This is a genomic window from Deinococcus planocerae (assembly GCF_002869765.1).
In the GTDB taxonomy this organism is placed as follows: domain Bacteria; phylum Deinococcota; class Deinococci; order Deinococcales; family Deinococcaceae; genus Deinococcus; species Deinococcus planocerae.
Map to the genome: position 1 here is coordinate 56917 of NZ_PNOR01000014.1, position 26458 is coordinate 83374.

Here is a 26458-nt window from a genome sequence, read left to right on the forward strand (position 1 = left end):
GCCCAGGCGGTGAGCAACAGCAACTGCACCGCAAGCGTCAGCACCGTGACCTGCACCTACACCTACACGGGTGCGGCCCAAACCTGGACGGTGCCGGATGGCGTGATGGCAGCCACCTTCGATGTGTCTGGTGCTCAGGGCGGTGGGCGCGAGGGTGGCATTGGCGGTGGCACCGGCGGTCAGGGGATGGCTACGCTCGCTGTGACCAAAGGCACTACCTATCAGGTCAACGTCGGCGGGAGCGGTGGTGTAGGTGGCAGCGGTGGTACCGGCGGCTTTAACGGGGGCGGTACCGGCGCTGGTTCTGGCGGTGGCGGCGGGGGAGCGTCCGACATTCGTACTGGCAGCTTTGCCCTCGAATCACGACTGATTGTTGCTGGCGGCGGCGGCGGTGCTGGCGGTAACAACATTAGAGGCGGCGGCGGCGATGGCGGCACTGGCGGTGGCACGAGTGGGAGCAATGGCGGTAACGGTGCCAGTTCGGGGACAGGCGGCGGTGGCGGGAGCCAAGATGGAGGAGGTTCGGCCGGTCGGGGGTATCGGAGTGGCGAGCCTGGTAGCTTTGGTAGTGGTGGCACTGGCGGCGGCAATGTCGGCGGTCCCGGCGGCACTGGTGCTGGGGGTGGTGGCGGCTGGTACGGCGGCGGCGGTGGTTCTGACGGCGGACGGGACGAGGAGTTCAGCGGGCCTCTGAGTAACGGGGGTGGTGGAGGCGGCGGTGGCAGTGGCTACATCACACCGACGGCCACGAATGCCACGCTTACGTCCGGCGTGCGGAGCGGCGACGGGCTGATCACGATCAGCTACGCAGCAGACACCACCGCGCCCGTCATCACGCCCACGGTGGGCGGCACCCTGGGCCAGAACGGCTGGTACACCAGCGATGTGACGGTGACGTGGGGCGTGAGCGATCCCGAATCGACCGTCACGATGACGAGCTGGGGCTGCTACGATCAAAGCGTGACCAGCGACACGGCGGGCGTGACGTTCACCTGCGAGGCGACCAGCGCGGGCGGCACGGGCACCCAGAGCGTGACGGTCAAGCGTGACGCCACCGCGCCGACACTCAAGCCGAGTGTCAGCCCTAATCCGGTGCTGTTGAACGGCACGGCGACCGCGGCCCCCAACGCTTCGGATGCGCTCTCCGGCCTCGCCTCCTCGTCCTGCGCCCCAGTGACGACCAGCACCGTGGGCCCCCAGAGCGTGAGTTGCACGGCGACGGACAACGCGGGCAACACGGCAAGTCAGGCGGCGAGCTACACCGTGGCCTACCCCTTCTCGGGCTTCTTGCAGCCGGTAGACAACCTACCCACCCTCAATACGGTGAAGGCGGGAAGCAGTATCCCGATCAAGTTCAGCCTGCGCGGCAACCGTGGCCTGAACATCCTCGCGGCGGGCTCCCCGGGTGTGAAGGTCGTGCCCTGTGACGGCAGTGCGCCGGCGGATGAGATCGAGCAGACGCTGACGACGAGCAACAGCACCCTGAGCTATGACGCGGCCTCGGACACCTACAGCTACACGTGGAAGACGGACAAGAGCTGGGCGGGGACGTGCCGGCAACTGAATGTCCTGCTCTCGGACGGCACCTCGCACCTCGCCAGCTTCAAGTTCCGCTGAGCCCCTGGCCGGTCCGGGAGATCACCCCCGGACAGCCGCTGGCGGGTCCAGGTGCCTCGGTCGTCCACATCCGCCCCTTCCTGCTCAGCACCGGCATCACGCTGGACGAGCAGTTGGCCCTGGACCTCTCGGAGGAGGCGGGACGCAGCTATGAGGACGACGCGGCGCGCCGCAAGACGAGTGGCGGCGGGTGGCCCCGGCGGCTCGCGGCCTTCGTCGTGGGCGCCCATGCCCACCTGACCTGTGCCCAGCTTGCCACGCTCGACCCTCAGCACTCTCGGCAGGCCTGTCCTGCACCGAGTGTGCTTGTTCCCCGAGGCGGGGTGGGCGCGGTCGAGGGATTGCGTTCGAGCCGCCCCCCGTCCTTCGCCAAGGCCGACCTGCTGGCGCGTGAGCGCCGACCTGCGGCGAGGTGGAGGGGGCCAGCGGGTCGAGGCCCGGGGCTGCTCAGCGCCAATTCATGGTGCCGGTGAGGTAGACGGCCTTGCCGTCCGCGTCGCCCAGGGGGACGAAGCCTTCGTCCGTGCCGAAGGTCTTGACCTGGATGTACCCGCCGAGCGAGGACTCCCGCACCACGAGGGCGAGGAGGCGCCCGTCGGGCGACCACGCGGGGTTGTCCTCGCGGCCCCCCGACACCGAGGCCTGCGTCAGGGCGCCGCCGTCGATGTTCATGGTCCAGACGTGCGAGTTCAGCGCGAAGGCGACCCGGCTTCCGTCCGGGCTGACCGCGAGGTCGCTGGGGTTCACCACGCCGCCCCGGTCGATCTTGCTCAGGGTCTTCAGCGCCCCGTCACTCACGAAGACGCCGTTGCCGCTCAGCAATCCCAGACGACCGTCGGGCAGCCAGCTCGGCGAGAACGTGTTTGGGAAGCTGGCGAGTTCGCGGCCCGCGCGGTCGATCACCTTGACCGGATACCCGGGGGACTCGCCCGACTCGTAGGCGATCCGCTCGGCGCCGGGCGAAAAGGCCAGATGGCCGCGGATGCCGCCCGGCGGGCGCAGGGTGAGGCCGGTGGTGCCGTCCGGGTTGTACACCACGATGTCCGAGGCCCCGAAGCCGCACCGCACGCCGATCTCGCCGGTGGAGGCGAGGTCCGGGTAGGAATCCACGGTGGCGGGACACGTGCCCGCGACGCTGACCCGGCGCCCGTCGGCGGGGTCGATCCGGTAGATCTTGTTGCCCGAGTCGTAGACGATGGTGCCCAGCGAGCCGGGCTGGCCCGTGGTCACGACCGTCAAGGCGATGTTCACGTCCTGCGCGGGCGGCACGACGGGGCCGGCGAATTCCCCGGACAGGTCGCCGTAGCCGGTCTTGCCGTCGCCGTTCTGGTCCTTGAAGGCGACTACCCGGTAGCGCACCTTTTGCAGCCCGCCGATCGTGTAGTTGCCCGCACCGTCGGCGCTCACCTGCCGGCTGCGCGAGTCCGAGCAGTCCTGCGCGTAGCAGGCCTTGACCTGCACGCCTCCCGCGCTCTGGCCCGCCGACACGGTGACCCGTCCGCTGATCGCGGTGGGCGTCTCCCCGCCACCGCCGCCCCCTCCACCGCCCGGGTCCCCGCCCTCCACCGGGCCGGGCGAACCGCCGCAGGCCGCGAGCGCGAGGGCCAGCCCGAGCGCGGCACCAACCATCCTGGTCTGCATGTTCATCTCCTGACTGGCCTCCCGCTCATGTGGAGGGGCCGAAGCAGTTCAGATTCGCGCCGTTCGGGTTGCCGTCCGCGCCCAGCTCGCTCAGCAGCAGTTGGTTCGGGCGCTCCTCGCCGAGCAGGTCCTTGAGGGGCCCCGGCTCGAAGCCGCCCAGCACGCGGCCCCGGAGCGGTCCGCCCGTGAACGTCAGGGCCAGGGTGAAGTTGCCGCTCGCCGCCGTCGCCGTGTAGGTGCCGTCCCCCTCGCCGTAGAACTCGCTGCTCTTCCAGCGGTAGGTTCCGTCGCCCAGGGTCAGGGTGCCCACGTTCAACCAGTACGGGAGGTTGACCCACTACCCGAAAAAATAGTCGTAATAGCTGTAGTACGACAGGAGCTGGCAGGCATACGCGCCGCCCGGCGGGCGCGGGCCCCCCGTCGCGGGTGGGGTGGGTCCGGCGGCGGGCGGGGTGGACGCTCCCGGGGCCGGCCCCCCTCCGCAGCCGACCAGGGCGAGGGTGCCCAGGCAGGCCCCCAGCACGCCCGCGCGGCCCACCCTCCAGACGCTGACCTTGTGGTTCATTCGCCGCTCCTTTCCGCCTTGTTGTGGGCTACGGGCAGCATCACAAAGCCGTCTGCGCCCGGTGTCTCCCGGGATTGAGCCCATGCGCCCGACCGGGAACCCGAAGTGGCGCCCGCCTCCCGGGCTTAAGCTGGTGAGGTCGCGGGCGGCGGTGCCGGCGGCGCGAGAGGACCGGTCCCGTGACGAGTCGCCCCCCTGGCCCCCACCCCACCACGCTTCCCGCGCTGCGCGTCGAGCTGCTCGGCGGGCTGCGGGTGACGGTGGGCGGGCGACCGTCGGCGCCTCCCGCCTCGCCGGGGGCGCGGCTCCTGCTCGCCCATCTGACGATGCACCCGGAGCAGACCCACGCCCGCGAGGTCCTGGGTGCGAAGACGAGGGGGCGCGGGCCTGCCTGAGGGGTGCGTCCTTCCGGGTCCGCCGTCTGGCGCTTCCTCAGCGGCGCGGTCCCGCCGACCGGGGGCCGGGAGCACGCCCGGCGATGGGTGGGGTCGTGCTCGCCCTGCGCCCGCGTGCCCTGCACCGTTGCCCTGATACCCCGGGTGGGTTGGTTTCGCCCAGGGCGCCGGAATGGCGAACCGCTGGAGCTGCAATGCGTGGATGAATTCAGGAACTTCCTCTGGCGGATGACCTGCACGGTGACGCCCACATCGAGGTCGGCCCACTGCCTCCAGGAGAGGACTGCCTCGGCGTCGCCGTCTTGCGTCTGACGACCCGACCTGGGTCACCGCGCGCCGGGGCGGGTCTACCGCGACGTGATCGCGGAGGTGAGCGCAGGGCTGAACCTGGGGCGAGCAGAGATGTTCGGGGCGTGCTCTGCCCGTGTCTTCCCGACCCCCTCCCTCCCACCTCCGCAAGCGCTTTCACATACACTGGCGCCATGTCCCGAGACGTCATGCCGCGCCACGCCGTCACCCTGGAGGAGGTCGCGCAGGAGGCGGGGGTCTCTCCCAGCACCGTCTCCCGCATCCTCAACGGCACGGCCAGGGTGAAGGCGGAGAAGGTCGCCCAGGTGAGGTCGGCGATCACCCGGCTGGGCTACAAGCCGAATGTCTTCGCCCGCAGCCTGGCGACCGGGGCCTCGGCGAGCGTCGGGGTGCTGACCCAGGACATCGCCAGCCCGTTTTACGGGGACGCCCTCGGCGGCATCGAGAAGGGCCTGATGGGCAGCGGGTACTCGCCCCTGATCATCAGCGGCCACTGGCGCACGAGCGACGAGGAGCACGCCCTGGAACTCTTCCTGAGCCGCCGGGTCGAGGCCCTGATCGTGCTGGGCGGGCGCCTCCCGGAAGAAGAGCTCCGTCACCTCGCCCGGCGTCTCCCCGTGGCCGTGCTGGGCCGCCAGCTCGACCTCGCGGCCCCGGACAGCGTCAGCCTCGCGCTGGACAACCGGCGGGCGGCCTACGACGTGGTGAATTACCTGCTCGACCGGGGCCACCGCCGCATCGGGCACCTCTCGGGACCGCAAGACCACGTGGACGCCCGGGACCGTCTGGCGGGCTACCGTCAGGCGCTGGAGGAACGGGGCCTGCACTTCGAGGCCGGCCTGGTGGCGCAGGGTGATTTCCACGAGCCCTCGGGCCTGATCGGCACCCAGCTCCTCGTCGCGCGGCATCCCGACATGACGGCCATCTTCAGCGCGAACGACCAGATGGCCTACGGCGCGCGGCTGGCGCTCTACCGCATGGGATTGCGCGTGCCCGAGGACATGTCGCTGGTGGGCTTCGACGACCTGCCCGGCTCGGCGTACACCACCCCGCCCCTCACCTCGGTCCGGCAGCCGATGGCCGAGATGGGCGAGTGGCTGGCCCGCTTCGTGGTCGCCCGCCTGACCGGCCAGAAGATCGAGCCTTTCCAGCCCCGGCTGGAATTGCGCCTGCGCGAATCCGTCGCCCCCCGCCGCGCGCCCTGAGGTGACGGGAAATCCTGGAGCGGTCGAGTCCGTGAAAGCGAATGCCCGGGCCGCCCCCTCTGCGAGCGGCTCTACGAGTCAACCGGCCCCGCCGACGGCTCCGCTGAGCAGGGAGCCGAACAGCTCGCGCCCCACGCTGGACAGGAGGAGTCCTTCCTGAAGCTGCGCATCGACGGAATTGAGCGAGGTTGGCTAACCTTTGCGCCTTTGTGGTCGCCCTGAGCGGAGCCCGTTTTCCCTGGCGAGGGGCCTCCAATTCCCGGCGTATTCCGGCGCGGCGGGGCGCCTCCCGCCAAGACTTCTTGACAAGCGCTTTCAAAGCCGCCTACAGTACCGTCAAGCGGAATCAAGTCAGCCCGAAGTGCCCTCCAGTGGGGAGGTCACCTTGCCCCTCCCGTGGACGCGGGAGAGCGATCTCGCCGTTTCTCGATGCTGTCCGCTTTCAGGAGGACCTGCCATGCGTTCCCTACTCACCCTGACCCTCGCCCTGACCGCCGGCACCCTGGGGATGGCCGCCGCCCAGACGAAGACCATCACGGTCGCGGCGTTTCCCGACCTCGACAGCGTGATCAAGGCGGCGCTGCCGGGCTTCAAGAAGCTCTACCCGAACATCGAGGTGAAGATCAACTCGCTCGCTTACGCGGACCACCACACGGCGCTGACGACCGCCCTCTCGACGGGCAAGGGGGCCGCCGACGTGGTGGCGGTGGACTTCGGGTACATCGGCAGGTTCGCGGAGGGCAACGGGCTGGTCGACCTCAGCAAAGCGCCCTACAACGCCGGTCAATTCCGCTCGCAGTTCGTGGCCTACACCTACCCGCAGGCGACGGCCCCCGACGGACGCATGGTCGCCATGCCGACCGACATCGGCCCGGGGTCGATGTTCTACCGCAGCGACCTGCTGAAGAAAGCGGGCGTGCAGCCCAGCGAGCTGAACCGGAGCTGGGAGAGCTACATCGCGGCGGGCAAGCGGGTGGTCGCCGCCAACCCCGGCAGCTTCCTGATCCCCGACGCGGGCGAGGCCGCCCAGATCATCCTGCGCACCGGGCTCAAGTCGGGCGAGGGGCTGTACTTCGACAAGTCGGGCAAGGTGCTCGTCGGCCCGGACAACCCCCGCTTCGTCCGCGCCTTCACGGTCGCCAAGCAGATTCGGGACGCCAAGCTGGATGCCCGCGCGGGTGGGGCCTTCTCGCCCGACTGGACGACCGCCTTCCAGAAGGGCAACCTCGCGACCGAGTTCAGCGGCGCGTGGCTCGTCGGGCACATGCAGAACTGGCTGGCGAAGGACTACAGCGGCAAGTGGGCGGCGCAAAACCTTCCCGGGGGCACCTTTGCCAGTTGGGGCGGGTCCTTCTACGCGATCCCGCAGCAGAGTCAGAACAAGACCGAAGCCTGGGCCCTGATCAAGTACCTCACGACCGACCGGGCGCAGCAGGTCCTGGCGTTCAAGACGACCGGCGCCTTCCCGGCCCTGCGCGCCGCCGCGAACGACCCCATCTTCAACGAGGGCGTGCCGTACCTCGGCGGCCAGAAGGCCCGCATCCAGTGGCGCCAGGCCGCGCTCAAGATCCAGCCGCTCGACGTGAACCGCCTCGACCCCATCGCCGAGCAGATCGTCAACGACGCGCTGAACACGGTGCTGGACGGCTCCAGGGACATTCCCACGGCCCTGCGTGAGGCGCAGACGCTGATCACCCGCCGCGCCCGGTAAATCCCGCCAGGCGGCTGGGGACGGAGAAGGTGCCGTGACGCCCCTCCCGTGCCCAGCCTCTCCCTTGAGAGCGTGTTTCAGAAGTCGGATGGGGCTTGTCACTGATCCGATCAAAATGAGCTTTTGCTCCTCCCCCCTTGCGGGGGAGGCTGGGAGGGGGGAACGCAAGCGCCATTCCAACGCGCTCCACTCCCCATGAGGGAGTCTTTGAGACACGCTCTTAGAGAACACAGCCCCGAGGTCAGGATGCTGGCAAGCAAACCCACTCCCGCTGCGCGGCGCGGAGGCTGGACCGACTTCCAGCGCCGGTACGCGCCGTACATCTTCATCAGCCCGTTTTTCATCCTGTTCTTCGTCTTCGGCCTCTTTCCGATCCTCTTCAACGCCTACCTGTCGTTCCAGCAGTGGCAGCCGGGCTCGGGCCTGGGGGAGATGAAGTTCGTCGGCTTGCGCAACTACACCGACAACCTGACCGACCCGACCTTCTGGCAGTCGCTGAGGAACACGGCGGTCCTGGCCGTGCTGTCGGGCCTGCCGCAGCACCTGATCGCCATTCCGCTCGCCTTCGCGGTGGCGGGCGTGTTGCGGCGGATGCAGCACCTCGTCACCGCCGTGTACTTCCTGCCGTACATCACGTCCATCGTGGCGATCTCGGTCATCTTCTTCACGCTGTTCAGTTGGCAGTACGGGGTAATCAACGCGGCCCTGAACGCGCTGCACGGCCTGCCCCTGATCGGCGGCCTCTTCCCGGCGGACAGGATCAACTGGCTGGGTCAGAAGGAGTACGTGCAGCCCGCCGTCGCGCTCGTGGTGATCTGGCGGTACACGGGCTGGAACATGCTGCTGTACCTCTCCGGCCTCCAGGCCATCCCCAGGGAGCTGTACGAGGCGGCGGCGGTGGACGGCGCGACCGGGGGGCAGCAGTTCCGGTACATCACCCTGCCCCTGCTGCGCCCGATCATGTTCGTGGCGGTGACGCTGAGCCTGATCGGCGGCCTGCAACTGTTCGAGGAGCCGTTCATCCTCACCAACGGCACGGGCGGCGCGGGGCAGGCGGGCCTCACGACGATCATGTACATGTACCGCACCTACGCGAGCTATTCGGACGCCGGGGTCGCGGCGGCGATGTCGTGGCTGCTCTTCCTGGTCATCGGGGCGCTGACCCTGGTGAACAACCGCCTTTTCGGGCGCAGCGGCCTGGCGGGGAGGGACGAGAGATGACCAGCGTCAAGGCGACCGAGCTTTCCGGCGCGAGGCCGTCCACCCGGCCCGGAGGCCACCTGCCGCCCCTCTCCCGCCTCGGCGCGTACCTGCTGATTCTGGTCGGGGCGGTGCTGACGGTCGCGCCCTTCTACTTCATGTTCGTGTTCGCCACGCACACGCGCACCGAGATTTTCCAGCTCCCGCCCCCCACCTGGTTCGGGAACAACCTGGACGAGAACTACCGCAGCCTGATGGAGCGGATGCCCTTCTGGCGCAACTTGTGGAACAGCCTGTACCTGGCGGTGCTGACGACCGTGACCACGCTGTTTTTCTGCACGCTGGCCGGATACGCCTTCGCCATGTACTCCTTCAAGGGGCGGGAGACGCTGTTCGGGCTGCTGCTGGCGACCCTGCTGATCCCCTCCACGCTGAACATCGTGCCCTTCGCGCTGATCATGCAGGCGCTGGGGTGGATCGACCAGCCGCGCGCGCTGTGGGTGCCGGGCATGGCGAGTGCCTTCGGCATCTTCCTGATGCGGCAGTACATAGGATCGAGCATTCCGCGTGAACTCGTGGAGGCCGCGCGGATCGACGGGGCGACCGAGTTCGGCATCTTCCGCCGCGTCATCGTGCCGCTCACCGGCCCGGCGATGGCGACCCTGGGGCTGGTGACGTTCGTGCAGTCGTGGAACGGCTTTCTGGGGCCGCTGATCATCTTCCGGTCAAGTGAGACGTACACCGCGCCGCTCGCCCTGCGGACCCTGCAAGGCATCGCCAACACCGACTGGGGGGCCCTGATGTGCGGGGTGGTCCTGACGGTCGTGCCGCTGCTGGTCCTCTTCGCCCTCGCCTCGCGCCAGCTTATCGAGGGGCTGACGGCGGGCTCGACGAAGGGGTGAATTCGTTAGCTGGTGGGTGAACGCAGGAGTCGAGCGTCCGTTTTTCTGGGATGCCATGCCCGTTCACCCCCTCCCAACCTCCCCCCTCAAGGGGGAGGAGTAAAGAGATTCAACGTACCCGCGTCGTTATTTGTTGGACGGGCATGGAAGGGGACGGCTTAACTGCTCGCTCTGCCTGCCTCGGAAAGACACACCCCTTTTGCCCCATTCTCCAGAGGTTTCCATGACCCAGACCGCCCAGCCCGCCCCCACCACCCTTCGCCGCACCGACTTCCCCGCAGGTTTCACTTTCGGCGTCGCCACGTCCTCCTACCAGATCGAGGGGGCCGTGGACGAGGACGGGCGCGGGCCCTCGATCTGGGACACCTTCTGTGCCCAGCCGGGGCGGATCGCCGACGGCAGCGACGGCTCGGTCGCCTGCGACCACTACCACCGCTGGGAGGCCGACCTCGACCTGATCGCCTCGCTGGGGGTGGACGCCTACCGCTTCAGCGTCGCGTGGCCGAGGGTGCAGCCCACCGGCGGCGGGCCGGTGAACGCCGCCGGGCTCGACTTCTACGAGCGCCTGACCGACGGGCTGCTCGCCCGGGGCATCGAGCCGCACGTCACGCTCTACCACTGGGACCTGCCCCAGCCGCTTCAGGACGCGGGCGGGTGGGCGAACCGCGACACGGCCCAGCTCTTCGCCGAGTACGGCGCCGCCGTCGCCGCGCGACTGGGGGGCCGGGTACGCAGCTACGCCACCCTGAACGAACCGTGGTGCTCTTCCGTCCTCAGCTACGAGATCGGGCACCACGCGCCCGGACTGAAAGACCGCGGACTCGCCCTCGCCGCCGCCCACGGGCTGCTGCTGGGCCACGCGCTCGCGCTGCCGGAGGTGCGGCGCCACGCTCCCGGCGCGGGGGCGGGGATCGTGCTGAACCTCGGGCCGCAGATGAGCGCGAGTGACCGCCCGGGGGACGTGGCCGCCGCGCGGCTGGCGGACGGGCGGCTCAACCGCTGGTTCCTCGACCCCCTGCTGTGCGGCGAGTACCCGCGGGACGTGTGGGAGGCGTGCGGTCAGGACGTGCCCGAGGTTCAGGAGGGAGACCTGCCCCTCATCGCGGCGCCACTCGACTTCCTGGGCGTCAACTACTACTCGCGCGGCGTGGTGGGCGCCTCGGGCGGCGGGGTGCCGGACGGGGCCCCGGTCACCGACATGGGCTGGGAGATCTACCCCCAGGGACTCACCGAGCTGCTGACCCGCCTGAAGGCGGACTACCCGAGCCTCCCGCCCGTCGTCATCACGGAGAACGGCGCGGCCTTCGCGGACGAGCGGACGGGCGGGCAGGTCCACGATCCCGGGCGCGTGGCGTACCTTCAGACCCACCTCAGGGCCGTGCTGGACGCGGTGAACGCGGGCGTGGACGTGCGCGGCTACTTCGCGTGGTCCCTGATGGACAACTTCGAGTGGGCCTACGGGTACGAGAAGCGCTTCGGGCTGGTGTACGTGGATTACGGGACGCAGGAGCGCGTCCTCAAAGACAGCGCCCGCTGGTACCGGCAGTTCCTCCGCTGACGCCCGTTTCGCTCCCCATCCCGGCAGACCGGGCCACTCCGAGAGGGGCCCAGGGACGACACCATCACTGACCACGCGCGGATGAGGCGTGAGGGCGAGCCGCCCCGCCACAGGAAAGCCCCTACACGGGGAGCTGGGTACGGCGCTGGGGCTTGCCGCGCTTTTCGGTGTACATGCGCTCGTCGGCGAGGCGCACCAGGGCGCCGCTGCTGCCCGCCTCCGCCGCCTCTGCGCTGCCCACGCTCGCGCCGATCTCCAGAAAACCCGATTGCTGCACCTCGATGACCGCCCCCCGGACGGCCCCCTGCACCGCCCGGACCCGCCCCACCCCGCACAGCACCGCGTACTCGTCGCCGCCGAGGCGGTAGGCCGTCTCTCCCGGGCCCAGGCGGGTGCCCAGGGCCGCGGCGAAGCCCCGCAGCAGCTCGTCGCCCGCCGCGTGCCCGCGCCCGTCGTTCACCCCCTTGAGCCCGTCGAGGTCGAGGAGCACCACCGCGAGGTCGGCCCGCGCGCCCGCCCACGCCTCGTCGAGCGCCGTGTCGAAGGCCCGGCGGTTCGCCAGCCCGGTCAGCGGGTCGACGAAGGCCGAGCGGCGCAGCCCCGCGACCGCCCGGTCGGCTCCCCGCACCAGCCACGCCGTTTGCCCGCCCAGCCCCAGCGCCAGCAGGACGTTCCAGGCGGCGCCGCTCAGGTGCGCGGCCCCCACCGGCAGGGCCAGCCCCCCGACCCCCAGCGCGTAGAGCAAGAAGAGCAGGACCCCCCGGAAGCGGAAGTACAGGGCTCCCGTCAGCGCGGGAAGGATCAGGGCGGCGCTGTAGCCGGTGAGGTCGGGCGACAGCCCACGGCCCAGGCCCTGCCCCCCGCTGAGCCACGCCAGCAGCGGCGGCAGGGCCGCGTAAAAGCACACCAGCCCCCACTCTGGCCGCCGTCGCCCCAGCCACGCGCTCAGCAGGACGATCCCGGCGTAGAGCGCGTCGCCCCACAGCCCGGTGAGGTTGCCGTCCAGCAGGTGCAGCGCCGCGCTGAAGGGCAGCAGGGCCCAGGCAGGCCGCCAGCCGAGCCTCAACAGGCGGTCGCGGGGGGTGGCGGGGGCGGCGGCGGGCAGCATCGGTAACGTCCCGATGCTCCGGGACCGGCCCTGACAGTCCTCTTACCGGCTGGTCAATAACCTTAAGCCGTCCTTCATGTCAGCCGGACCCCTTCACCCGGCGGGTAGGGGAGACCAGGCCGAGCACGTCCTGCTGGTAGCGGCCCTCCTGGATGAGTCCGGCGAGCCAAGGGTCGGCCTCCTCGGGTGTTCTTCCCGTGGTCTCGCGGTACAGGCGGGTGAAGGTCTGCCGCACGGCGGGGGCCATCCGCACGCTGTCCCCACACACGGAGAGCTGAGCGCCTCACCGCTGCCCTGGGAGTCTCCCGATCCGCTCCCGCGCCGGGAGTCGAAAGTCCCGCCGGCCACCCCCAACCGGGGAGGGGAGAGCCCCCCTCCCTTGACTTGACGCTCGCCCAACGCGCTTCCCGCCCGCCCGGCCTACCCTGAGGGCATGTCCTCGCCGAGAACCGTCCGCCCGCCTTCTGCCCGGTGGACCCCCTGGAGGCTCTGCGCCGAATTCGCCCTGATGCTCGTCCTGGTGGGGAGTGGGCTGCTCCCCGGCGTCTGGAAGGCCGGGGCCGCCCCGGTGGCCGCCCGGCAGGCCTTCGAGGCGGAGTTGCAAGCGTGCGTCGGGCGGGTGTCCACCGGGTACGTCACCTCGGGCATCCACATCAGCCCGGACGACGCCCGCACCATCGAGGACGCCTGCCAGCGCGCCGTGCGCGAGCGGCAGCCCAGCCGACTCTGACGCGGCTGGAGGACGCAGAGTCCCCTTCGGGCGCGGCGGCGCTCCCCTCCCCAGGGGCAGGACCTCAGCCGGTCCCCGTCACGGCGCCGACCCGGCGGAGAACCCGAACTGCTCCGAAAGCTCACGCCCGGCCTCGCGGATCAGATCGAGGTAGCGCGCCTGGGTCTGGGGGCCTAGGCGCATCAACGGCCCGGCGATGCTCACGGAGGCCACGACCTGACCCTGACCGTCGAAAATCGGGGCGGCGACCGAGAAGGTGTCCTCCTCCAGGTCCGAGATCGCCACGTGCGCCCCGTCCTCCCGGATGCGGCGTAACGTCCGCTCCAGCGCGGCGGCGTCGGTGATGGTGCCGTCCGTGAAGCGTTCGAGAGGCCTGGCGAGGATGGCGCCTTGCACCTCCCGGGGGGCGTAGGCGAGCAGCACCTTGGACGACCCTCCGGCGTGCAGGGGCCCGATGCGCCCCACCCGGGCGAACATCCGCACCGGGTGCGGTGAGGTGCGGACATCGACGACCAGGGAGTGTTGCCCCTCCCTCACCACGAGGTGGATGTTCTCCCCGGTCTCGTCGGCGAGGCGGTCGAGCATCGGCTTTGCCGCCTGGGTCAGCGAATACTGCTCCCGGGCCTGCTGACCCAGGACGAGGGAAGCCGATCCCAACCGCACCGCGTGCTCCTCGTCGAACCAGACGTACCCCAGGCGCGCCAGGGTCTGAAGGATGCGGTAGACCTTGCTCCTCGTCATGCCCGCCTGGGCGGCGAGCTGCGGGAGTTTGAGTTCTGGGAACTGCCCCACCAGCGCGAGGACCTGAAGCCCCGCCTCCAGGGCGGAGATGGTGTATTCCGGTGACGACTCGGGCGCTGCACTTGACTTTGACATACCGTGACCTCACACTACACGCAAATTCAGTCCATCCAATGAATCGTCAGTTCACTCAGTGAATCACAGGGGGATGGGTATGCTGCTCGCCGCAGAACGTCAGCTTCTCGACGCCGTGACACTCGAAAGGCCGTGGGACCTGATCACGACGTTCTCTGCTCTCAGGCGCGAGCACCCCAGCGACGTGGAACGGGCCGCGGGGCACATCGAGCGTCACCTGCGCGAGCTGGGCATCCCGGTCGAGGTTCACCGTCCGGAGTTGTTCCTCAGCCTGCCGCGCCGGGCGAGCGTCACGGTGGGGGGCGAGACCTTTTCCGCCAAGCCGATGGCGATGAGCGCGATCTACCGGGAGGGCCTCACGGCGCCCCTGGTCTACCAGCCCAGCGCCTACGCGGCCAACGCCGACGACATGTTCTCCAGCGCCCTGCTGGAGGGGGAAGTTGACGTGCGGGGCAAGATCGTGGTGACCGAGGGCTTCGGGATGCCCGGCAAGATCCGGGAACTCGAACGGCGCGGGGCGCTGGGTGTGATCGCCATCAACCCCGGCAACCGGGCCCACTGGGGCATCTGCACGAGCATCTGGGGCACCCCGGACCTGAACGACCTGCCGCGCAAACCGCAGGTGGCGGTCGCCAACGTGAACCGCCCCGACGGGGACCGCCTGATCGAGTTCGCCCGGGCGGGGGCCGAGGCCGTGTTCACCACCGACCTGGAGGAGGGCTGGTTCCCCTCGCCCATTCCCGTCGTCACCATCCCGGGCACCGAGGACCCCGAAGCCTTCGTCCTGCTGCACGGGCACTACGACTCGTGGGACTACGGGGTGGGGGACAACGCGGTCGGGGACGCGACCCTGCTCGAAGTGGCCCGCAACCTCTGGAACCACCGCGCCGAGCTGCGCCGCAGCGTGCGGATCGCCTGGTGGCCCGGGCACTCGACCGGGCGGTATGCCGGGAGCACCTGGTACGCCGACCACTTCGCCCTGGAGCTGTATCGCCACTGCGTCGCCCAGATCAACTGCGACTCGCCGGGCTGCCGCTGGGCCACCGAGTACAAGGACGTGAGCGTGATGGCGGAGGCTGTCCCCTGGGTGGGCGACATCATCCGCGACGTGACGGGCCAGGAGATGCACGCCGAGCGCCCGGTGCGTGCCGGGGACTACTCCTTCAACAACATCGGGCTCAGCGGGTTTTTCATGCTGCTCTCGACCATGCCCGACGACCTGCGCGCCGAGAAGGGGTACTACGCGGTCGGGGGTTGCGGCGGCAACATCGCCTGGCACACCGAGGACGACACCCTGGAGGTGGCCGACCGCGACATTCTGCTCAAGGACATGCAGATTTACCTGCTGTCCGCCTACCGCACGGCCAACGCGACCGTCATTCCCTTCGACTACACCCGGACGCTCGACGAGTTCGATGGGGCGCTGGACGAGTACGCGGCGGCGGCAGGAACGGCCTTCGACCTGGGGCCAGCTCGCACGGCGGTCCACGAGCTGCGCCTCGACGTGCAGAGGCTGACCCGGGCCGCACAGGCGCTGAGCGGCGAGTCCCTCGCGTCCCCCGCCGTGCGCCGGGTGAACGCCGCGCTGATTTCGCTGGCCCGGCACCTCGTCCAGGCGAACTACTCGCAGGCCCCCGCTTTTTTCCACGACCCCGCCGAGCACGTGCCGCCGCTGCCCGACCTCGCCGTCCTGGGGCGGCTCGCCGAGGTCAGTCCTAAGGAGCGCGGCTTCGTGCTCACCCACGCGCGACGCGGCCAGAACCGGCTGCTCGCCCACCTCGGCGACGCGCGGGATGCCGTTCGCACGGCCCTGGAACGCACCTAACTTCCCGTCCAAGGAGGACAGTCATGAAACGAATGCTGACGGCGTTGAGTTTCGCTCTAGGTGTGGGGGTCGCGGGCGCGCAGCAAGGCATCTTGCAACTGCCGCTCATCAACGACCCGATCATGAACCCCCTGATCGCGCCGGAACTCGGCAGCATCCTGGTGAACAAGGTGATCTTCCCGGGCCTGGTGCGGCCCAACGAGGACCTCCAGCCGGTCCCCGACCTCGCCCGGAGCTGGACGATCACCAACGGGGGCCTGGTCTACACCTTCACCCTGCGCGACGACGTGCGCTGGCACGACGGCAGGCCCTTCACCGCCGACGACGTGGTGTTCACCTTCAACACGGCCCGGGACCCCAAGAGCGGCTCGCGGCTGGCGTCCGACTTCAGCTCCATCAAGTCGGTGGAGGCGCGGGGCAGGAACACGGTGCGCTTCGTCCTCTCGCGTCCCTTCGCGCCGTTCCTGATCCTGCTGGGGCACAACGCGGGCATCCTGCCCAAGCACCTGCTGGAGGGCAAGGACCTCAACTCGGCGACTGCCTTCAACCGCCAGACGCCCGTCGGCACCGGACCCTTCAAGGTCTCCCGGGTCGTGCCCGGCGCGAGCGTCACCCTGGTCGCCAACAGGGACTACTACGGCGGCGCGCCCAAGCTGGCGGGCATCACCTTCAAGGTCGTGCCCGACCTCAACACCCAGGTCGCCCAACTGCGTTCCGGCGGGCTCGACTGGGTGACGCTGGAGCCCAGCAACCTTCCGAGCGTCCAGGGGGCGCAGAACGTCACCATCAAGCAGGCCGACGCGATTCAGCATTACCTCGTCTTCTTCAACCTGAAGAACCCACTCTTCACCAGCGCCACGGTGCGCCGCGCCATGCAGTACGCGGTCAACCGCCGGGCGATCATCGATGGCATCCTCAAGGGCTATGCCGACTATCCCACGGGCACCATCCCCACGGCGCTGCGGACGTACTACGACAAGAGCATCAAGCCGATCACCTACGACCCGGCGCAGGCGCGGCGGCTGCTCGCGCAGGCGGGCTGGAGGCCCAACGCTCAGGGCGTGCTCGTGAACGCCAAGGGGGAGCCCTTCAAGTTCACCCTGATCGTGGATAAGGGCAACGCCACGCGCGAGCAGGCGGCGCTCGCCGTGCAGCAGGACCTGAAAAAGGTCGGCATGGACGTGACGCTCCAGACGCTGGAGTTCGCCACCCTGGTGCGCGACTACCTGATTCCCGGCAAGTACGACGCCAACCTGATCTGGTGGACCACGCCGCCCGACCCGGACCAGTACTCGTTCTACGGCACCGGCCAGGACAACAACGAGGCGAGCTGGAGCAACCCCCGCGCCGACTCCCTGCTCAAGCGGGGCCGCGAGACGGTGGACGTGGCCGCCCGGAAGAACATCTACAACGCCTATCAGCGGCTGACCATGCAGGACCCGCCCGTGCTCGTCCTCTACTACCCGAAAGAACTCCAGGCCATCAGTCGGCGGCTGATCGGCGTCCCCGACCTGGGCATCCGTGACGCCCTGCGCTACACCGAGCGGTTCGACCTGCGCTGATGCTCAGCCCCGGATACGTCGCCCGGCGCGTGCTGCACGCCCTCGTCGTGCTGGCGGTCGTGGCGGTGGTGACGTTTTTTATCGTACGGCTGGCGCCTGGCGGGCCTTCCCTCCTGGCCGACCCGGCTCTGCGGGACGCCGAGCGCGCGGCCATCGAGGCGCGGCTGGGGCTGGGCGACCCCCTGCCCGTGCAATTCCTGAAGTTCGTGGGAAATGCCGTGCGGGGCGACTTCGGCCAGAGCTTCCTGTTCGGCACGCCCACCTTGCAGGTCATCGGCTCGCGGCTGGGCAACACGCTGATCCTGGCGGGCGCCGCCCTCACGCTGACGCTGCTCGTCGCGGTGCCGCTGGGGACCCTGTGCGGCTTGCGTCCGCACTCGTGGCTCGACCGGCTCGTCAGCGTGGTGAGCGTGGTGGTGCTGGCCGTGCCCGTCTTCTGGCTGGGCCTGATGCTGATCATCGCCCTCGCGGTCCTGCGCCCGGTGCTGCCCGCGGGCGGGATGCACACCACCGGGATGGAGGGCAATGTTCCGGACCTGCTGCGCCACCTCCTGCTGCCCGCCGTGGTACTGGCGAGTGCGTCCATCGCCGAGCTGCTGCGCTACACCCGGTCGAGCGTCCGCAGCGCCGCGCGGCTCGATCACGTCCGCACGGCGCGGGCCAAAGGGCTGCCGCAGCACGCGGTGAACCGGCGCCACGTCCTGAAAAATGCCCTGATCCCGGTCGTCACGGTGATCGGCCTGCAACTTCCCCGCCTGGTGGGGGGTGCTGCCGTGACCGAGACCATCTTCGCGTGGCCCGGCATGGGACGCCTGAGCGTAGAGGCGGCGCTGGGGCGCGACTATCCGCTGATCCTCGGCGTGACCCTGGTAGTGGCGCTGGCCGTGGTGCTGTTCAACCTGCTCGTCGATCTGCTGTACCCGCTGATCGACCCCCGGGTCCGGATGGAGGCTTGACGTGACCGCCCAAGTGTTCAACCCTCCTCTGGCTCCAGCCGGGCGGTCCTGGAGGCGGCTGCGGCGCGATCCAGTGGCGGTCGTAGCAGCGACCGTCCTGCTCGCGGTCGTCCTGTTCGCGTTCCTGGGGCCGGTGTTGCGGCCCGTCGATCCCAACGCCCTCGACCTGGGCAACCCCCTGGGCCGCGCGAGCCTGGCACACCCGCTGGGCACCGACGAGAATGGCCGTGACGTTCTGGTGCGGCTGATGCTGGGGGGGCGCGTCAGCCTGCTGGTGGGGCTCTTCGCGGTGCTCGTCTCGCTCCTCGTCGGCACGCTGGTCGGGGCGTTGTCGGGGTTCTACGGCGGGTGGCTGGAGGGCCTCTTGATGCGGTTTACCGACGGTATCCTGGCCCTGCCCGCCTTTTTCGTCAGCGTGCTCACCCTGACCTTTTTCGGCCCGGGGCTGGTGCCCCTCGTGCTCGTGATCGGCCTGACCTCTTGGATGGGCCTGGCCCGGCTGGTGCGCGGCGAGGTCCTGAGGTACCGCGAGGAGCAGTACGTCGAGGCCGCCCGCGCGCTGGGGGGACGCGACGGTCGGGTGCTGTTCCGGCACGTGCTGCCCCAGGTTCTCCCCACCCTGATCGTGAATGCCAGCGTCGGCATCAGCACCGCCATCCTGGCCGAGTCCGCCCTGTCCTTTCTGGGGCTCGGTATCCAGCCCCCCGCCGCCAGTTGGGGAAACATGCTCAGCGGCGCGCAGAACTACTTCTACACCGCTCCCCGGCTCGCCGTGTACCCCGGCTTCCTGATCCTCGTCACCGTGCTGGCGAGCAACCTGCTGGGCGACGCCCTGCGGGACGCCACCGAGCCGACGGGCTGAAGGCCCGCAAGGAGAGTCCATGCCAGACAGACCGCACAGCGGAGCCACCGTGAGGAGGAGCATGAACGTTCCCACCATCCACGCCGACCTGGAGCGGCATTTCGACAACGACCTGGAGGACATCCGCCGCTTTCTGCGCCAGCCCAGCATCAGCTACACCGGCGAGGGCATCCGCGAGACGGCGTGGGCCGTGGCCGACCTGATCGCCTCGCTGGGGGGTGAAGCCGAGATCGTCGAGACGCCGGGCCATCCCATCGTGTACGGCGAGCTGTGGCAAGGCGCACCCCAGACGCTGCTGATCTACGGCATGTACGACGTGATGCCCACCGACGAGGACGGCTGGATCGCCGAGCCGTTCGGGGCCGAGATTCACGACCTGCCCGGGTTGGGTCCCAGCGTCATCTGCCGGGGCGCGGTGAACACCAAGGGGCCGCTCGCCGCCTTCTTCACCGCCATGCGGGGCATTCAGCGGGTCGAGGGACGGCTGCCCGTCAACCTGCTCTTCGCCGTCGAGGGCGAGGAGGAGATGGGCAGCCGCTCGTTTCCGGCCTTCGCCGAGCGGTACGCGGACAAGCTCCGGCGGGCCGACGGGGTGCTGTTCCCCTTTTTCGAGCAGGACGAGGCCGGGATGCCCAGCCTGGTCCTGGGCACCAAGGGGATGCTGTACGTGGAGCTGATCTGCACCGGCGGCGAGTGGGGCGGCCCCACCGAGCGCGGCATCCACGGCAGCTACAACGCCTGGGTGAGGAACCCGGCGTGGCGCCTGACCCGGGCACTCGCCAGCCTGGTGGACGACGGCGAGAACATCCTCGTGGAGGGCTTTCTCGACGACGTGCGCCCCCTCCCGGAGCGTGAGGCGGCCCTCCTCGACGAGCAGATCGACGCGGGCCTGTTCGACGCCGGGGTGTTCCGAGACGCCTACGCGGTGCGGCGGCTCAAGGAGCCCGACGACCGCCGGGCGTGGCATCGCCTCTTTTCGCAGCCGCAGCTCAACATCGACGGCCTGTTCGCGGGCTACATCGGCCCGGAGACCAAGACCGTCCTCCCGCACCAGGCGACGGCCAAGGTGGACGTGCGGATGGTGCCCGACATGGACCCCGACCGGGTGCTCGCCGGGTTGCGCGCGCACCTCGACCGGGGAGGGTACGACGACATCGAGATCAAGGTCTACAACAAGTACCCCTGGTCGAAACTCAACCTTGACGAGCCCGTCGTGCAGGCCATGATCCGCACCTACCGGGCGCTGCACGGGAGGCTGCAACTGTGGCCGATCAACCCCGGGAGCGCCCCCTACTACGTCTTCGAGCGGCTGCTGGGCCTGCCCTACGTCACCGGCGGGCTGGGGCACGGCTCACGCCAGCATTCCAGCAACGAGTACTGCACGGTGGCGGGCATCCTCGACTTCGAGCGGTCGATGGTCACCTTTCTCGACGAGTACACGCGGGGGCAGACCCCCCAGGGAGACGAACATGCGTAAATGGCTTCTGGCGGGACTTCTGTTGGCGGGCGGCGCCTCGGCCAAGACCATCGTCTTCGGCCTGAGCGGCGAGCCGGTCAGCCTCGATCCCAGCGTCACGGCGGACGGCAATAGCGCCTATGTCCAGACCCAGATCTACAACAGCCTGATCAGCTTCAAGCCCGGCACCGTGGATTTGCAGCCCGACCTCGCTCAGCGCTGGACCACCAGCCCCGACGGCCTGACCTGGACCTTCTACCTGCGCCAGAACGTCCGGTTTCACGACGGCACGCCGCTGAACGCCGAGGCCGTGCGCTTCAACTTTCTGCGGTGGTGGGACCCCGGCTTCGAGTTCGGCGCGAAGAAACCCTTCCTGGGCTGGAAGAACAACCTGGGCGGCTTCCGGGGCGAGGCGAGTTCCATCGTCAAGGACGTGCGGGTCAGAAATCAGTACGCCATCGACATCGTGCTGGGTCAGCCCTACCCGGCCCTCGGTTCGGTGCTCGCCGACGCGGGCCTCTTCGGCATCGCCAGCCCCACGGCCATCCGGAAGAACGCGGCGCAGTACGGCACGCCCGCGGGCCTCGCGGTGGGCACGGGGCCCTTCGTGCTGAGGAAATGGACCAGCGGCGTGAGCGTGGAGCTGGGCCGCAATCCCCGGTACTTCCGGTCCGGGCTGCCCAGGTCCGACACCCTGGTCTTCCGCTTCGTCAAGGACCCCAGCGGGCGCCTCAACGAGCTGCTCAGCGGCGGGGTGGACATCGCGGGCGACCTGCTGCCCGACCAGCTCCGGGCCGTGCAGTCCAATCCCAGGCTGAGCGAGGTGCTGCGCCCGGCCCTCAACCTCGGCTACCTGGGGCTGAACACCAGCTACAAGCCGCTGTCGGACGTGCGGGTGCGCACGGCGATTGCTATGGCCCTGAACAAGAAGGCCATCGTAGACGCCTTCTGGAACGGGCTGGGCACCACCGACGGCCACCTGCTTCCGCCGCCCCTGGCCCGCTACCACTCCAAGAACGTCACGGACTATAAGTTCGACCCGGCGGCGGCCAAGCGGATGCTGGCGGCGGCGGGCTACCCCAACGGCTTCACGCTGGACCTGTGGTACATGCCGGTCTCGCGGCCCTACTACCCGAATCCCAAACCCATTGCCGAGGCGATGGCCGCCGATCTCTCGGCGGTCGGCATCAGGGTCAACCTCAAGACCGCCGACTGGGCCAAGTACCTGCAAGACCGTCAGGACGGCAAGCTCCAGGCGTTCATGCTCGGCTTCGTGTACGTCACCGACCCCGACAGCGCCTACACCTACCTGATCGCGGGAGGCTCGACCACCGACATAGGCTGGACCAGTCCGGAGGCGGACGCAGCCCTCGCCAACGCCCGCAAGCTCCAGAACCCGGCCCAGCGGCTGCCCCTCTACCACAAGGTGGACGAGATCATGTTCCGGGAGGCGGTGCGCATTCCCATCGTGCATTCGCGGCTGCTGGCGGCCAGCGGCGCGGGCGTGAAGGGGTGGATTCCCAGCCCGACAGGTTCGGAAAAGCTGGACACGGTGGAGAAATGACAGGCGATTCTTTCCCGGGAGGAGCGACCATGACTGACCTCAAAGACGCCCCGATGCAGCAGAAGAACTACACGGGCTACAAGTCCTTTTCCTACCTGGAGCCGGGAACCGACTACAAGGTCTGGCCGCTCAGTCCCGAGCTGAACCGGGTGCCCAGCCGCCGGGTGGAGGTCACCCCAGAGCAGGAGGACCGGGTGCGCCGCCTCTTCCGCGAGCACCTGATGATCTCGCTGCACGACCACTGCTTCGTGGCCCCCCAGGACCTCTCGCAGTTTCTGGAGTTCCGCCGCTGGGGCCGCGACTTCACCGGCTACGAGGGCCTGAGCGTTTCCGGCCTCGACGCCGTGTTCGACAACCTGATGAACGGCACCGCGATGATCACCTCGCGCGGCGGGTGGAAGTGGGAAGACATCATCTACGACCTCGGGATGCGCCTGTCGGACATCGCGCATCAGGAGATGGTCGTCCACTGCAAGACCACCGAGGACATCGTCAACGCCAAGAAAAACGGGCAGATCGCGTTCGTGGTGTCCATCGAGGGCGCGGCGATGATCGAGAACGAACTCGACCGCCTCGACATCCTGTACGGCCTCGGCGTGCGCTGCCTGGGCATCGCCTACAGCGAGGGAAACCAGCTCGGCGGCGGCCTCAAGGAACCGCGCGACGGGGGGCTCACCACCTTCGGGCGGCAGGCGGTCAGGCGGATGAACAAGCTCGGCATCGCCATCGACGTGAGCCACAGCGGCGACCAGACCTCCCTGGACACCATCGAGGTCAGCGAGAAGCCCATCTTCATCACCCATGCCGGGGCGCGGGCGCTGTGGAACTCCAACCGCCTCAAGCCCGACGAGGTGATCAAGGCGTGCGCGGCGAAGGGCGGCGTCATCGGCATCGAGGCGGCGCCGCACACCACCCTCACCGAGCGGCACCCGCGCCACAGCATCGAATCCTTTATGGAGCACTTCGAGTATTGCGTGAACCTCGTGGGCATCGACCACGTGGCCTTCGGGCCCGACGTGCTGTTCGGCGACCACGTGGGACTGCACCACGCGCTGTCCGAGGCGCTGTCCATCGGGGCCTCGCGCGGGCACCTCCCTTACGAGGAGGTCGAGTACGTGGACGGCATCGAGAACCCCGCCGAGGCCTTCCCCAACATCGTCCGCTGGCTGGTCAAGCACGGCTACAGCGACGAGGACATCGCCAAGGCGGTCGGCGGCAACGTGATGCGGGTGTTGAAAGAGGCGTGGTACAGGTGAGCCGGACCATCGAGGTGGGCGGCGTCACGCTCGTCTACGACGATTCCGGGAAGAGCGCGGGGCAGAGGGCGACCATCGTCACGCTGCACGGCGGGCCGGGCATGGGCAGCCGGGCGAACGACTGGGCCGCCTTCGGGCCGCTCACCGACGAGTACCGCCTGATCTCCTACGACCAGCGGGGGAACAGCGAGTCCCAGGGCGCCGAGCCCTACTCGCACGCGCAGTTCGTGGCGGACCTGGAGGCGCTGCGCCGGGAACTCGGCCTGGGCAAGATCGTGGTGCTGGGCGGGAGTTACGGCGGCTTCATCGCGCTGGAGTACGCCCTCGCGCACCCGGAGAACCTGCACGCGGTCATCCTGCGGGACACGGCGGCGAGCAACCGCTTTCAGGGCACCAGCAAGGAACGGGCGCTCGGCAGCGGCTTCCCGATGGACGAGGAGACGCTCGACCGCCTCTTCTCCGGGCAAATCCGGGACAACGATGATTTTCGCGAGAGCTTCGCCATGATCCAGCCGCTCTACACGGTGGATCGCGACCCGGTGGCGGAGGTCGAACGCCTCGCCCGCATCCCCTTTCGGTACAAGACCCACAACTGGGCCTTCTCGCGCAACCAGCCGACCTACGACCTGGTGGGCCGCCTGCCCGAGATCACGCTGCCCGTTCTGGTCACGGTGGGCCGCCACGACTGGATCACGCCGCTGGAGGCCAGCGAGGAACTGGCCGCCGGGCTGCCGAAGGGGGAACTCGTCGTGTTCGAGCGCAGCGGCCACTCGCCCCACCTGGAGGAACAGGAACGGTACCTCGCCTCCGTCCGTGACTTCCTCGCCCGGCACGTCCCGGCGCAGGTCGCGCGGACATGAGCGCCCAGCCCATCTCGCGGGAGGAACGCGCCGGACGCGCCCGGAACGTGTTCGACCACCTCCCGCCCGGGATCGACGCGGTGGTCCTGTTCGACGATCAATTCATCTTCTACTACAGCGGCTTCGCGTTCTTTCCTACCGAGCGGCCCGTCGCGCTCGTGATCCTGCCGGGAGGGGAGCGGCACCTGTTCGTGCCCCGGCTGGAACGGGAACACGCCGAGCAGGCAGGGGAGGCCGAACGGGTGCTGGATTACCCGGAGTACCCGGGCCGGGTGCATCCCCTGACGGGGCTCGCCGCGCACCTGACCGGGCTGGGCCTGGGCCGCGCCCACCTCGGGGTGGACCACGACGGCTACCCGGCGGTGATGGGCTACAGCGGCCCCAGCCTCAGCCACGCCCTGCCGGGCGCCCGGATCGTCCCGGTGCCCGACGGCCTGAACCACCAGATGTCGCTCAAATCGGAGGCCGAGCTGCGGCTGATCGAGGAGAGTGCGCGTTGGGGCGACCACGCGCACCGCCTGCTTCAGGACTACACCCGCGTGGGCGAGAACGAGCACACGGTCGAGGGCCGCGCGACCCGGGAGGCGACGGAGGCGATGACCCGCGCCCTGGGCCCCGGCTACCGCGGGCAGAACCGCTGGTTAAGCGGCGCGGTGGCCCTCTACCGGGGGCAGATCGGCCCCAACAGCGCCCTGCCCCATGCGATGACGACCGGCGCGACCTTCCAGCCTGGCGACACCCTCGTCACCGGGGCGGGCGCGGCGGTGTGGGGTTACCTCAGCGAACTGGAGCGGACGATGTTCCTGGGCGAGCCGAGCGCGGAGCAGCGGCGCTACTTCGACCACATGCTGCGGATGCAAGACCTCGCGTTCGAGGCAATGGGGCCGGGCGTCCCCTGCTCGCGGGTGGACGAGGCGGTGCAGGGGTACGTCGAGCGCGAGGGGTTGCGGGGGTACTGGCGGCACCACGTGGGCCACGGGCTGGGGCAGCGGATTCACGAGAGCCCCTTCCTCGACATGGGGGACGAGCGCCCCCTGGAGGAGGGGATGGTGCTCAGCGTCGAGCCCGGACTGTACGTGCCGGGGCTGGGCGGCTTCCGCCACTCCGACACCGTGGTCGTGACGGGCACGGGCATCACGAGGTTGACGACCTACCCACGCGAACTGCCCGATCTCGTCCTGCCTGTGGAGGCCTGAGGAGAACGCGGGGAGGCGCCGTCCGGGTCAGCCGCGCCCGCGAGGTCGCGCACGAAGGCCCAGGTCTGCCCCTTGACGAGCCACGCGAAGGCGAACGCCATCACCACCGCGGATTCGGGGAGAAACCTCCGGCCCCGCAGCCAGGCGAACTCGTTCATGAGCAGGTTCTCCGCCAGCAGCAACAGGGAGCCAACGGCCATCACGGCGGCGCACCAGACATAGATGCGGTTGCGCAGCCGCTTGCGGGGGTGGTCCTCCTCCAGTTCCCGGGCGGTCTTGCGCTCGAAGGGGACCGGGCCCGTCGCCTGCCGGAACGAGGTCCGCCGGAACGACACCCCGACGAGGTAGATGCCCAGCCCGAAGAAGGTGGTGACGGGGAGGGCGTGCAGGCCCTGCGCGAGCGAGAGCGGGTCGGCCCGCACCCCTTGCGGGGGCTCGACGGGCAGCAGGCCGATCAAGACCGCCGCCACCCCGGCGACCCGCGCCGCGAGGTTGTCCCAGGGGTGGGGCGAGCGGTAGAAGAAGATCAGGGTGCCCACGAGCGCCATCGCGCCGACGAAGAGGTCCCGGGCCCGCGTGTAGTAGTGGGCGCTGATGGTGTCGTAGACGCTCGCGGGGAGCCCGTCGAGGCGGCTGATGGTCCAGACGACGGCGGGCAGCAGCAGACCGATCACGCCGATCCACTTGCGCAGCCCGAGATACGAGACGTCGGCGTTCGAGTCCATAGGCCCTCCCCGGGGTTCGCCCCGGAGTATTCCGCCCCGGCGTGGGCCTTCGCAAGCGCGGGCGTGGGCCGCAGGTGCTCAGGGTGAGACCGCCCCTGTATGCGCACGAAAGTCTTGCCTCACAAGCTCCGCCATTCCTTCGCTGCCGCCGTAGTCGGGGGCAGACGGTCGCTCGACGGGGTGGGTGCGCGACCTGCTGGGGCATGAGGTCACTTCCACGGCGCAGATGGACGCGTCTACGTCGCAAAGGCGGCTTGCGGTGGCGAGTCTGCCGGATGGGGTGGGGCTGCATCCGGAGAACAGGTAAAGGAGGAGGGCTCGCTCCCTGGGCTCGGCGTCAGGGTTGATGGCGTGAGCCGCCGTACGAAGCTGTGCAAGA

25 protein-coding genes are annotated in these 26458 nt (G+C 69.4%); 18 read left to right on the forward strand and 7 right to left on the reverse strand.

Annotation, left to right across the window (positions count from 1 at the left end):
• Positions 1-105: 105 nt before the first annotated feature.
• Both A7B18_RS22875 and A7B18_RS21400 read left to right on the forward strand, forming a co-directional pair.
• Complete coding sequence (locus A7B18_RS22875; RefSeq protein WP_102126571.1) at positions 106-1617, forward strand: PxKF domain-containing protein; 1512 nt, start codon at positions 106-108, stop codon at positions 1615-1617.
• Positions 1551-2090 carry a hypothetical protein gene (locus A7B18_RS21400; RefSeq protein ID WP_146009512.1) on the forward strand — a complete coding sequence of 180 codons (540 nt, stop codon included), beginning with the start codon at positions 1551-1553 and terminating at the stop codon, positions 2088-2090. Before A7B18_RS22875 ends, A7B18_RS21400 begins: the two co-directional genes overlap by 67 nt.
• On the opposite strand, the gene A7B18_RS09865 is transcribed toward A7B18_RS21400, so the two are convergent.
• From A7B18_RS09865 to A7B18_RS09875, 3 genes are read right to left on the reverse strand one after another with little or no spacing between them, the layout of a single operon-like run.
• A complete protein-coding gene (locus tag A7B18_RS09865) occupies positions 2065-3258 on the reverse strand; it encodes a PD40 domain-containing protein (RefSeq protein WP_180970096.1) in 1194 nt (397 codons plus the stop codon). The genes A7B18_RS21400 and A7B18_RS09865 overlap by 26 nt on opposite strands.
• A gap of 25 nt (positions 3259-3283) precedes the next feature.
• Complete coding sequence (locus A7B18_RS09870; RefSeq protein WP_102126525.1) at positions 3284-3574, reverse strand: hypothetical protein; 291 nt, start codon at positions 3572-3574, stop codon at positions 3284-3286.
• A gap of 21 nt (positions 3575-3595) precedes the next feature.
• Positions 3596-3823, reverse strand: coding sequence for a hypothetical protein (locus A7B18_RS09875; protein ID WP_102126526.1), 228 nt, complete (start codon positions 3821-3823; stop codon positions 3596-3598).
• A gap of 179 nt (positions 3824-4002) precedes the next feature.
• On the opposite strand from A7B18_RS09875, the gene A7B18_RS09880 reads away from it, so the two are divergent.
• From A7B18_RS09880 to A7B18_RS09905, 6 genes are all read left to right on the forward strand, one after another.
• Positions 4003-4218, forward strand: coding sequence for a hypothetical protein (locus tag A7B18_RS09880; protein WP_102126527.1), 216 nt, complete (start codon positions 4003-4005; stop codon positions 4216-4218).
• Positions 4219-4700: 482 nt separating this feature from the next.
• Positions 4701-5732 carry a LacI family DNA-binding transcriptional regulator gene (locus A7B18_RS09885; RefSeq protein WP_102126528.1) on the forward strand — a complete coding sequence of 344 codons (1032 nt, stop codon included), beginning with the start codon at positions 4701-4703 and terminating at the stop codon, positions 5730-5732.
• Positions 5733-6189: 457 nt separating this feature from the next.
• The gene (locus A7B18_RS09890) at positions 6190-7443 is read left to right on the forward strand and encodes an ABC transporter substrate-binding protein (RefSeq protein ID WP_102126529.1); all 1254 of its coding nucleotides are present in this window, start codon (positions 6190-6192) and stop codon (positions 7441-7443) included.
• A 246-nt stretch (positions 7444-7689) separates the two neighbouring features.
• Positions 7690-8664 (forward strand): carbohydrate ABC transporter permease, encoded by a 975-nt coding sequence (locus A7B18_RS09895; RefSeq protein ID WP_102126530.1) that lies wholly within the window; start codon positions 7690-7692, stop codon positions 8662-8664.
• The gene (locus tag A7B18_RS09900; RefSeq protein ID WP_102126531.1) at positions 8661-9545 is read left to right on the forward strand and encodes a carbohydrate ABC transporter permease; all 885 of its coding nucleotides are present in this window, start codon (positions 8661-8663) and stop codon (positions 9543-9545) included. The genes A7B18_RS09895 and A7B18_RS09900 overlap by 4 nt, the downstream gene beginning before the upstream one ends.
• Before the next feature lie 223 nt (positions 9546-9768).
• On the forward strand, positions 9769-11103 hold the full coding sequence (locus A7B18_RS09905; protein ID WP_102126532.1) for a GH1 family beta-glucosidase: 1335 nt from the start codon (positions 9769-9771) through the stop codon (positions 11101-11103).
• Positions 11104-11224: 121 nt separating this feature from the next.
• Here the strand turns inward: A7B18_RS09905 and A7B18_RS09910 are convergent, their stop codons facing one another.
• Both A7B18_RS09910 and A7B18_RS09915 read right to left on the reverse strand, forming a co-directional pair.
• Positions 11225-12211, reverse strand: coding sequence for a GGDEF domain-containing protein (locus A7B18_RS09910; RefSeq protein WP_102126533.1), 987 nt, complete (start codon positions 12209-12211; stop codon positions 11225-11227).
• Positions 12212-12290: 79 nt separating this feature from the next.
• Positions 12291-12464: a hypothetical protein gene (locus tag A7B18_RS09915; RefSeq protein ID WP_180970097.1), complete on the reverse strand. Its 174-nt coding sequence runs from the start codon at positions 12462-12464 to the stop codon at positions 12291-12293.
• A gap of 180 nt (positions 12465-12644) precedes the next feature.
• Between A7B18_RS09915 and A7B18_RS09920 the strand changes: the two genes are divergently transcribed.
• The gene (locus tag A7B18_RS09920) at positions 12645-12941 is read left to right on the forward strand and encodes a hypothetical protein (protein ID WP_146009513.1); all 297 of its coding nucleotides are present in this window, start codon (positions 12645-12647) and stop codon (positions 12939-12941) included.
• Positions 12942-13019: 78 nt separating this feature from the next.
• On the opposite strand, the gene A7B18_RS09925 is transcribed toward A7B18_RS09920, so the two are convergent.
• Positions 13020-13817, reverse strand: a complete 798-nt coding sequence (locus A7B18_RS09925) for an IclR family transcriptional regulator (protein ID WP_102126535.1) — start codon at positions 13815-13817, stop codon at positions 13020-13022.
• 79 nt (positions 13818-13896) lie between these two features.
• Between A7B18_RS09925 and A7B18_RS09930 the strand changes: the two genes are divergently transcribed.
• The 9 genes from A7B18_RS09930 (at position 13897) to A7B18_RS09970 (ending at position 25354) form a co-directional block, all read left to right on the forward strand.
• Positions 13897-15642, forward strand: a complete 1746-nt coding sequence (locus tag A7B18_RS09930; RefSeq protein ID WP_102126536.1) for a M28 family peptidase — start codon at positions 13897-13899, stop codon at positions 15640-15642.
• 23 nt (positions 15643-15665) lie between these two features.
• A complete protein-coding gene (locus tag A7B18_RS09935) occupies positions 15666-17204 on the forward strand; it encodes an ABC transporter substrate-binding protein (protein WP_102126537.1) in 1539 nt (512 codons plus the stop codon).
• On the forward strand, positions 17204-18160 hold the full coding sequence (locus A7B18_RS09940) for an ABC transporter permease (RefSeq protein WP_102126538.1): 957 nt from the start codon (positions 17204-17206) through the stop codon (positions 18158-18160). The genes A7B18_RS09935 and A7B18_RS09940 overlap by 1 nt, the downstream gene beginning before the upstream one ends.
• A gap of 1 nt (position 18161) precedes the next feature.
• Positions 18162-19022 carry an ABC transporter permease gene (locus tag A7B18_RS09945; RefSeq protein ID WP_102126539.1) on the forward strand — a complete coding sequence of 287 codons (861 nt, stop codon included), beginning with the start codon at positions 18162-18164 and terminating at the stop codon, positions 19020-19022.
• 61 nt (positions 19023-19083) lie between these two features.
• Positions 19084-20499, forward strand: a complete 1416-nt coding sequence (locus tag A7B18_RS09950) for a M20/M25/M40 family metallo-hydrolase (protein ID WP_102126540.1) — start codon at positions 19084-19086, stop codon at positions 20497-20499.
• Positions 20492-22042 carry an ABC transporter substrate-binding protein gene (locus A7B18_RS09955; protein ID WP_102126541.1) on the forward strand — a complete coding sequence of 517 codons (1551 nt, stop codon included), beginning with the start codon at positions 20492-20494 and terminating at the stop codon, positions 22040-22042. Before A7B18_RS09950 ends, A7B18_RS09955 begins: the two co-directional genes overlap by 8 nt.
• A gap of 29 nt (positions 22043-22071) precedes the next feature.
• A complete protein-coding gene (locus tag A7B18_RS09960) occupies positions 22072-23298 on the forward strand; it encodes a dipeptidase (protein WP_102126542.1) in 1227 nt (408 codons plus the stop codon).
• Complete coding sequence (locus A7B18_RS09965) at positions 23286-24158, forward strand: alpha/beta fold hydrolase (protein ID WP_245872815.1); 873 nt, start codon at positions 23286-23288, stop codon at positions 24156-24158. The genes A7B18_RS09960 and A7B18_RS09965 overlap by 13 nt, the downstream gene beginning before the upstream one ends.
• On the forward strand, positions 24155-25354 hold the full coding sequence (locus tag A7B18_RS09970) for a M24 family metallopeptidase (RefSeq protein ID WP_102126544.1): 1200 nt from the start codon (positions 24155-24157) through the stop codon (positions 25352-25354). Before A7B18_RS09965 ends, A7B18_RS09970 begins: the two co-directional genes overlap by 4 nt.
• Here A7B18_RS09970 and A7B18_RS09975 read toward each other — a convergent pair.
• Entirely contained in the window at positions 25309-26079 is a 771-nt protein-coding gene (locus tag A7B18_RS09975) for a hypothetical protein (protein ID WP_102126545.1), read from the reverse strand. The two genes, A7B18_RS09970 and A7B18_RS09975, sit on opposite strands and share 46 nt — an antisense overlap.
• Positions 26080-26458: the final 379 nt, after the last annotated feature.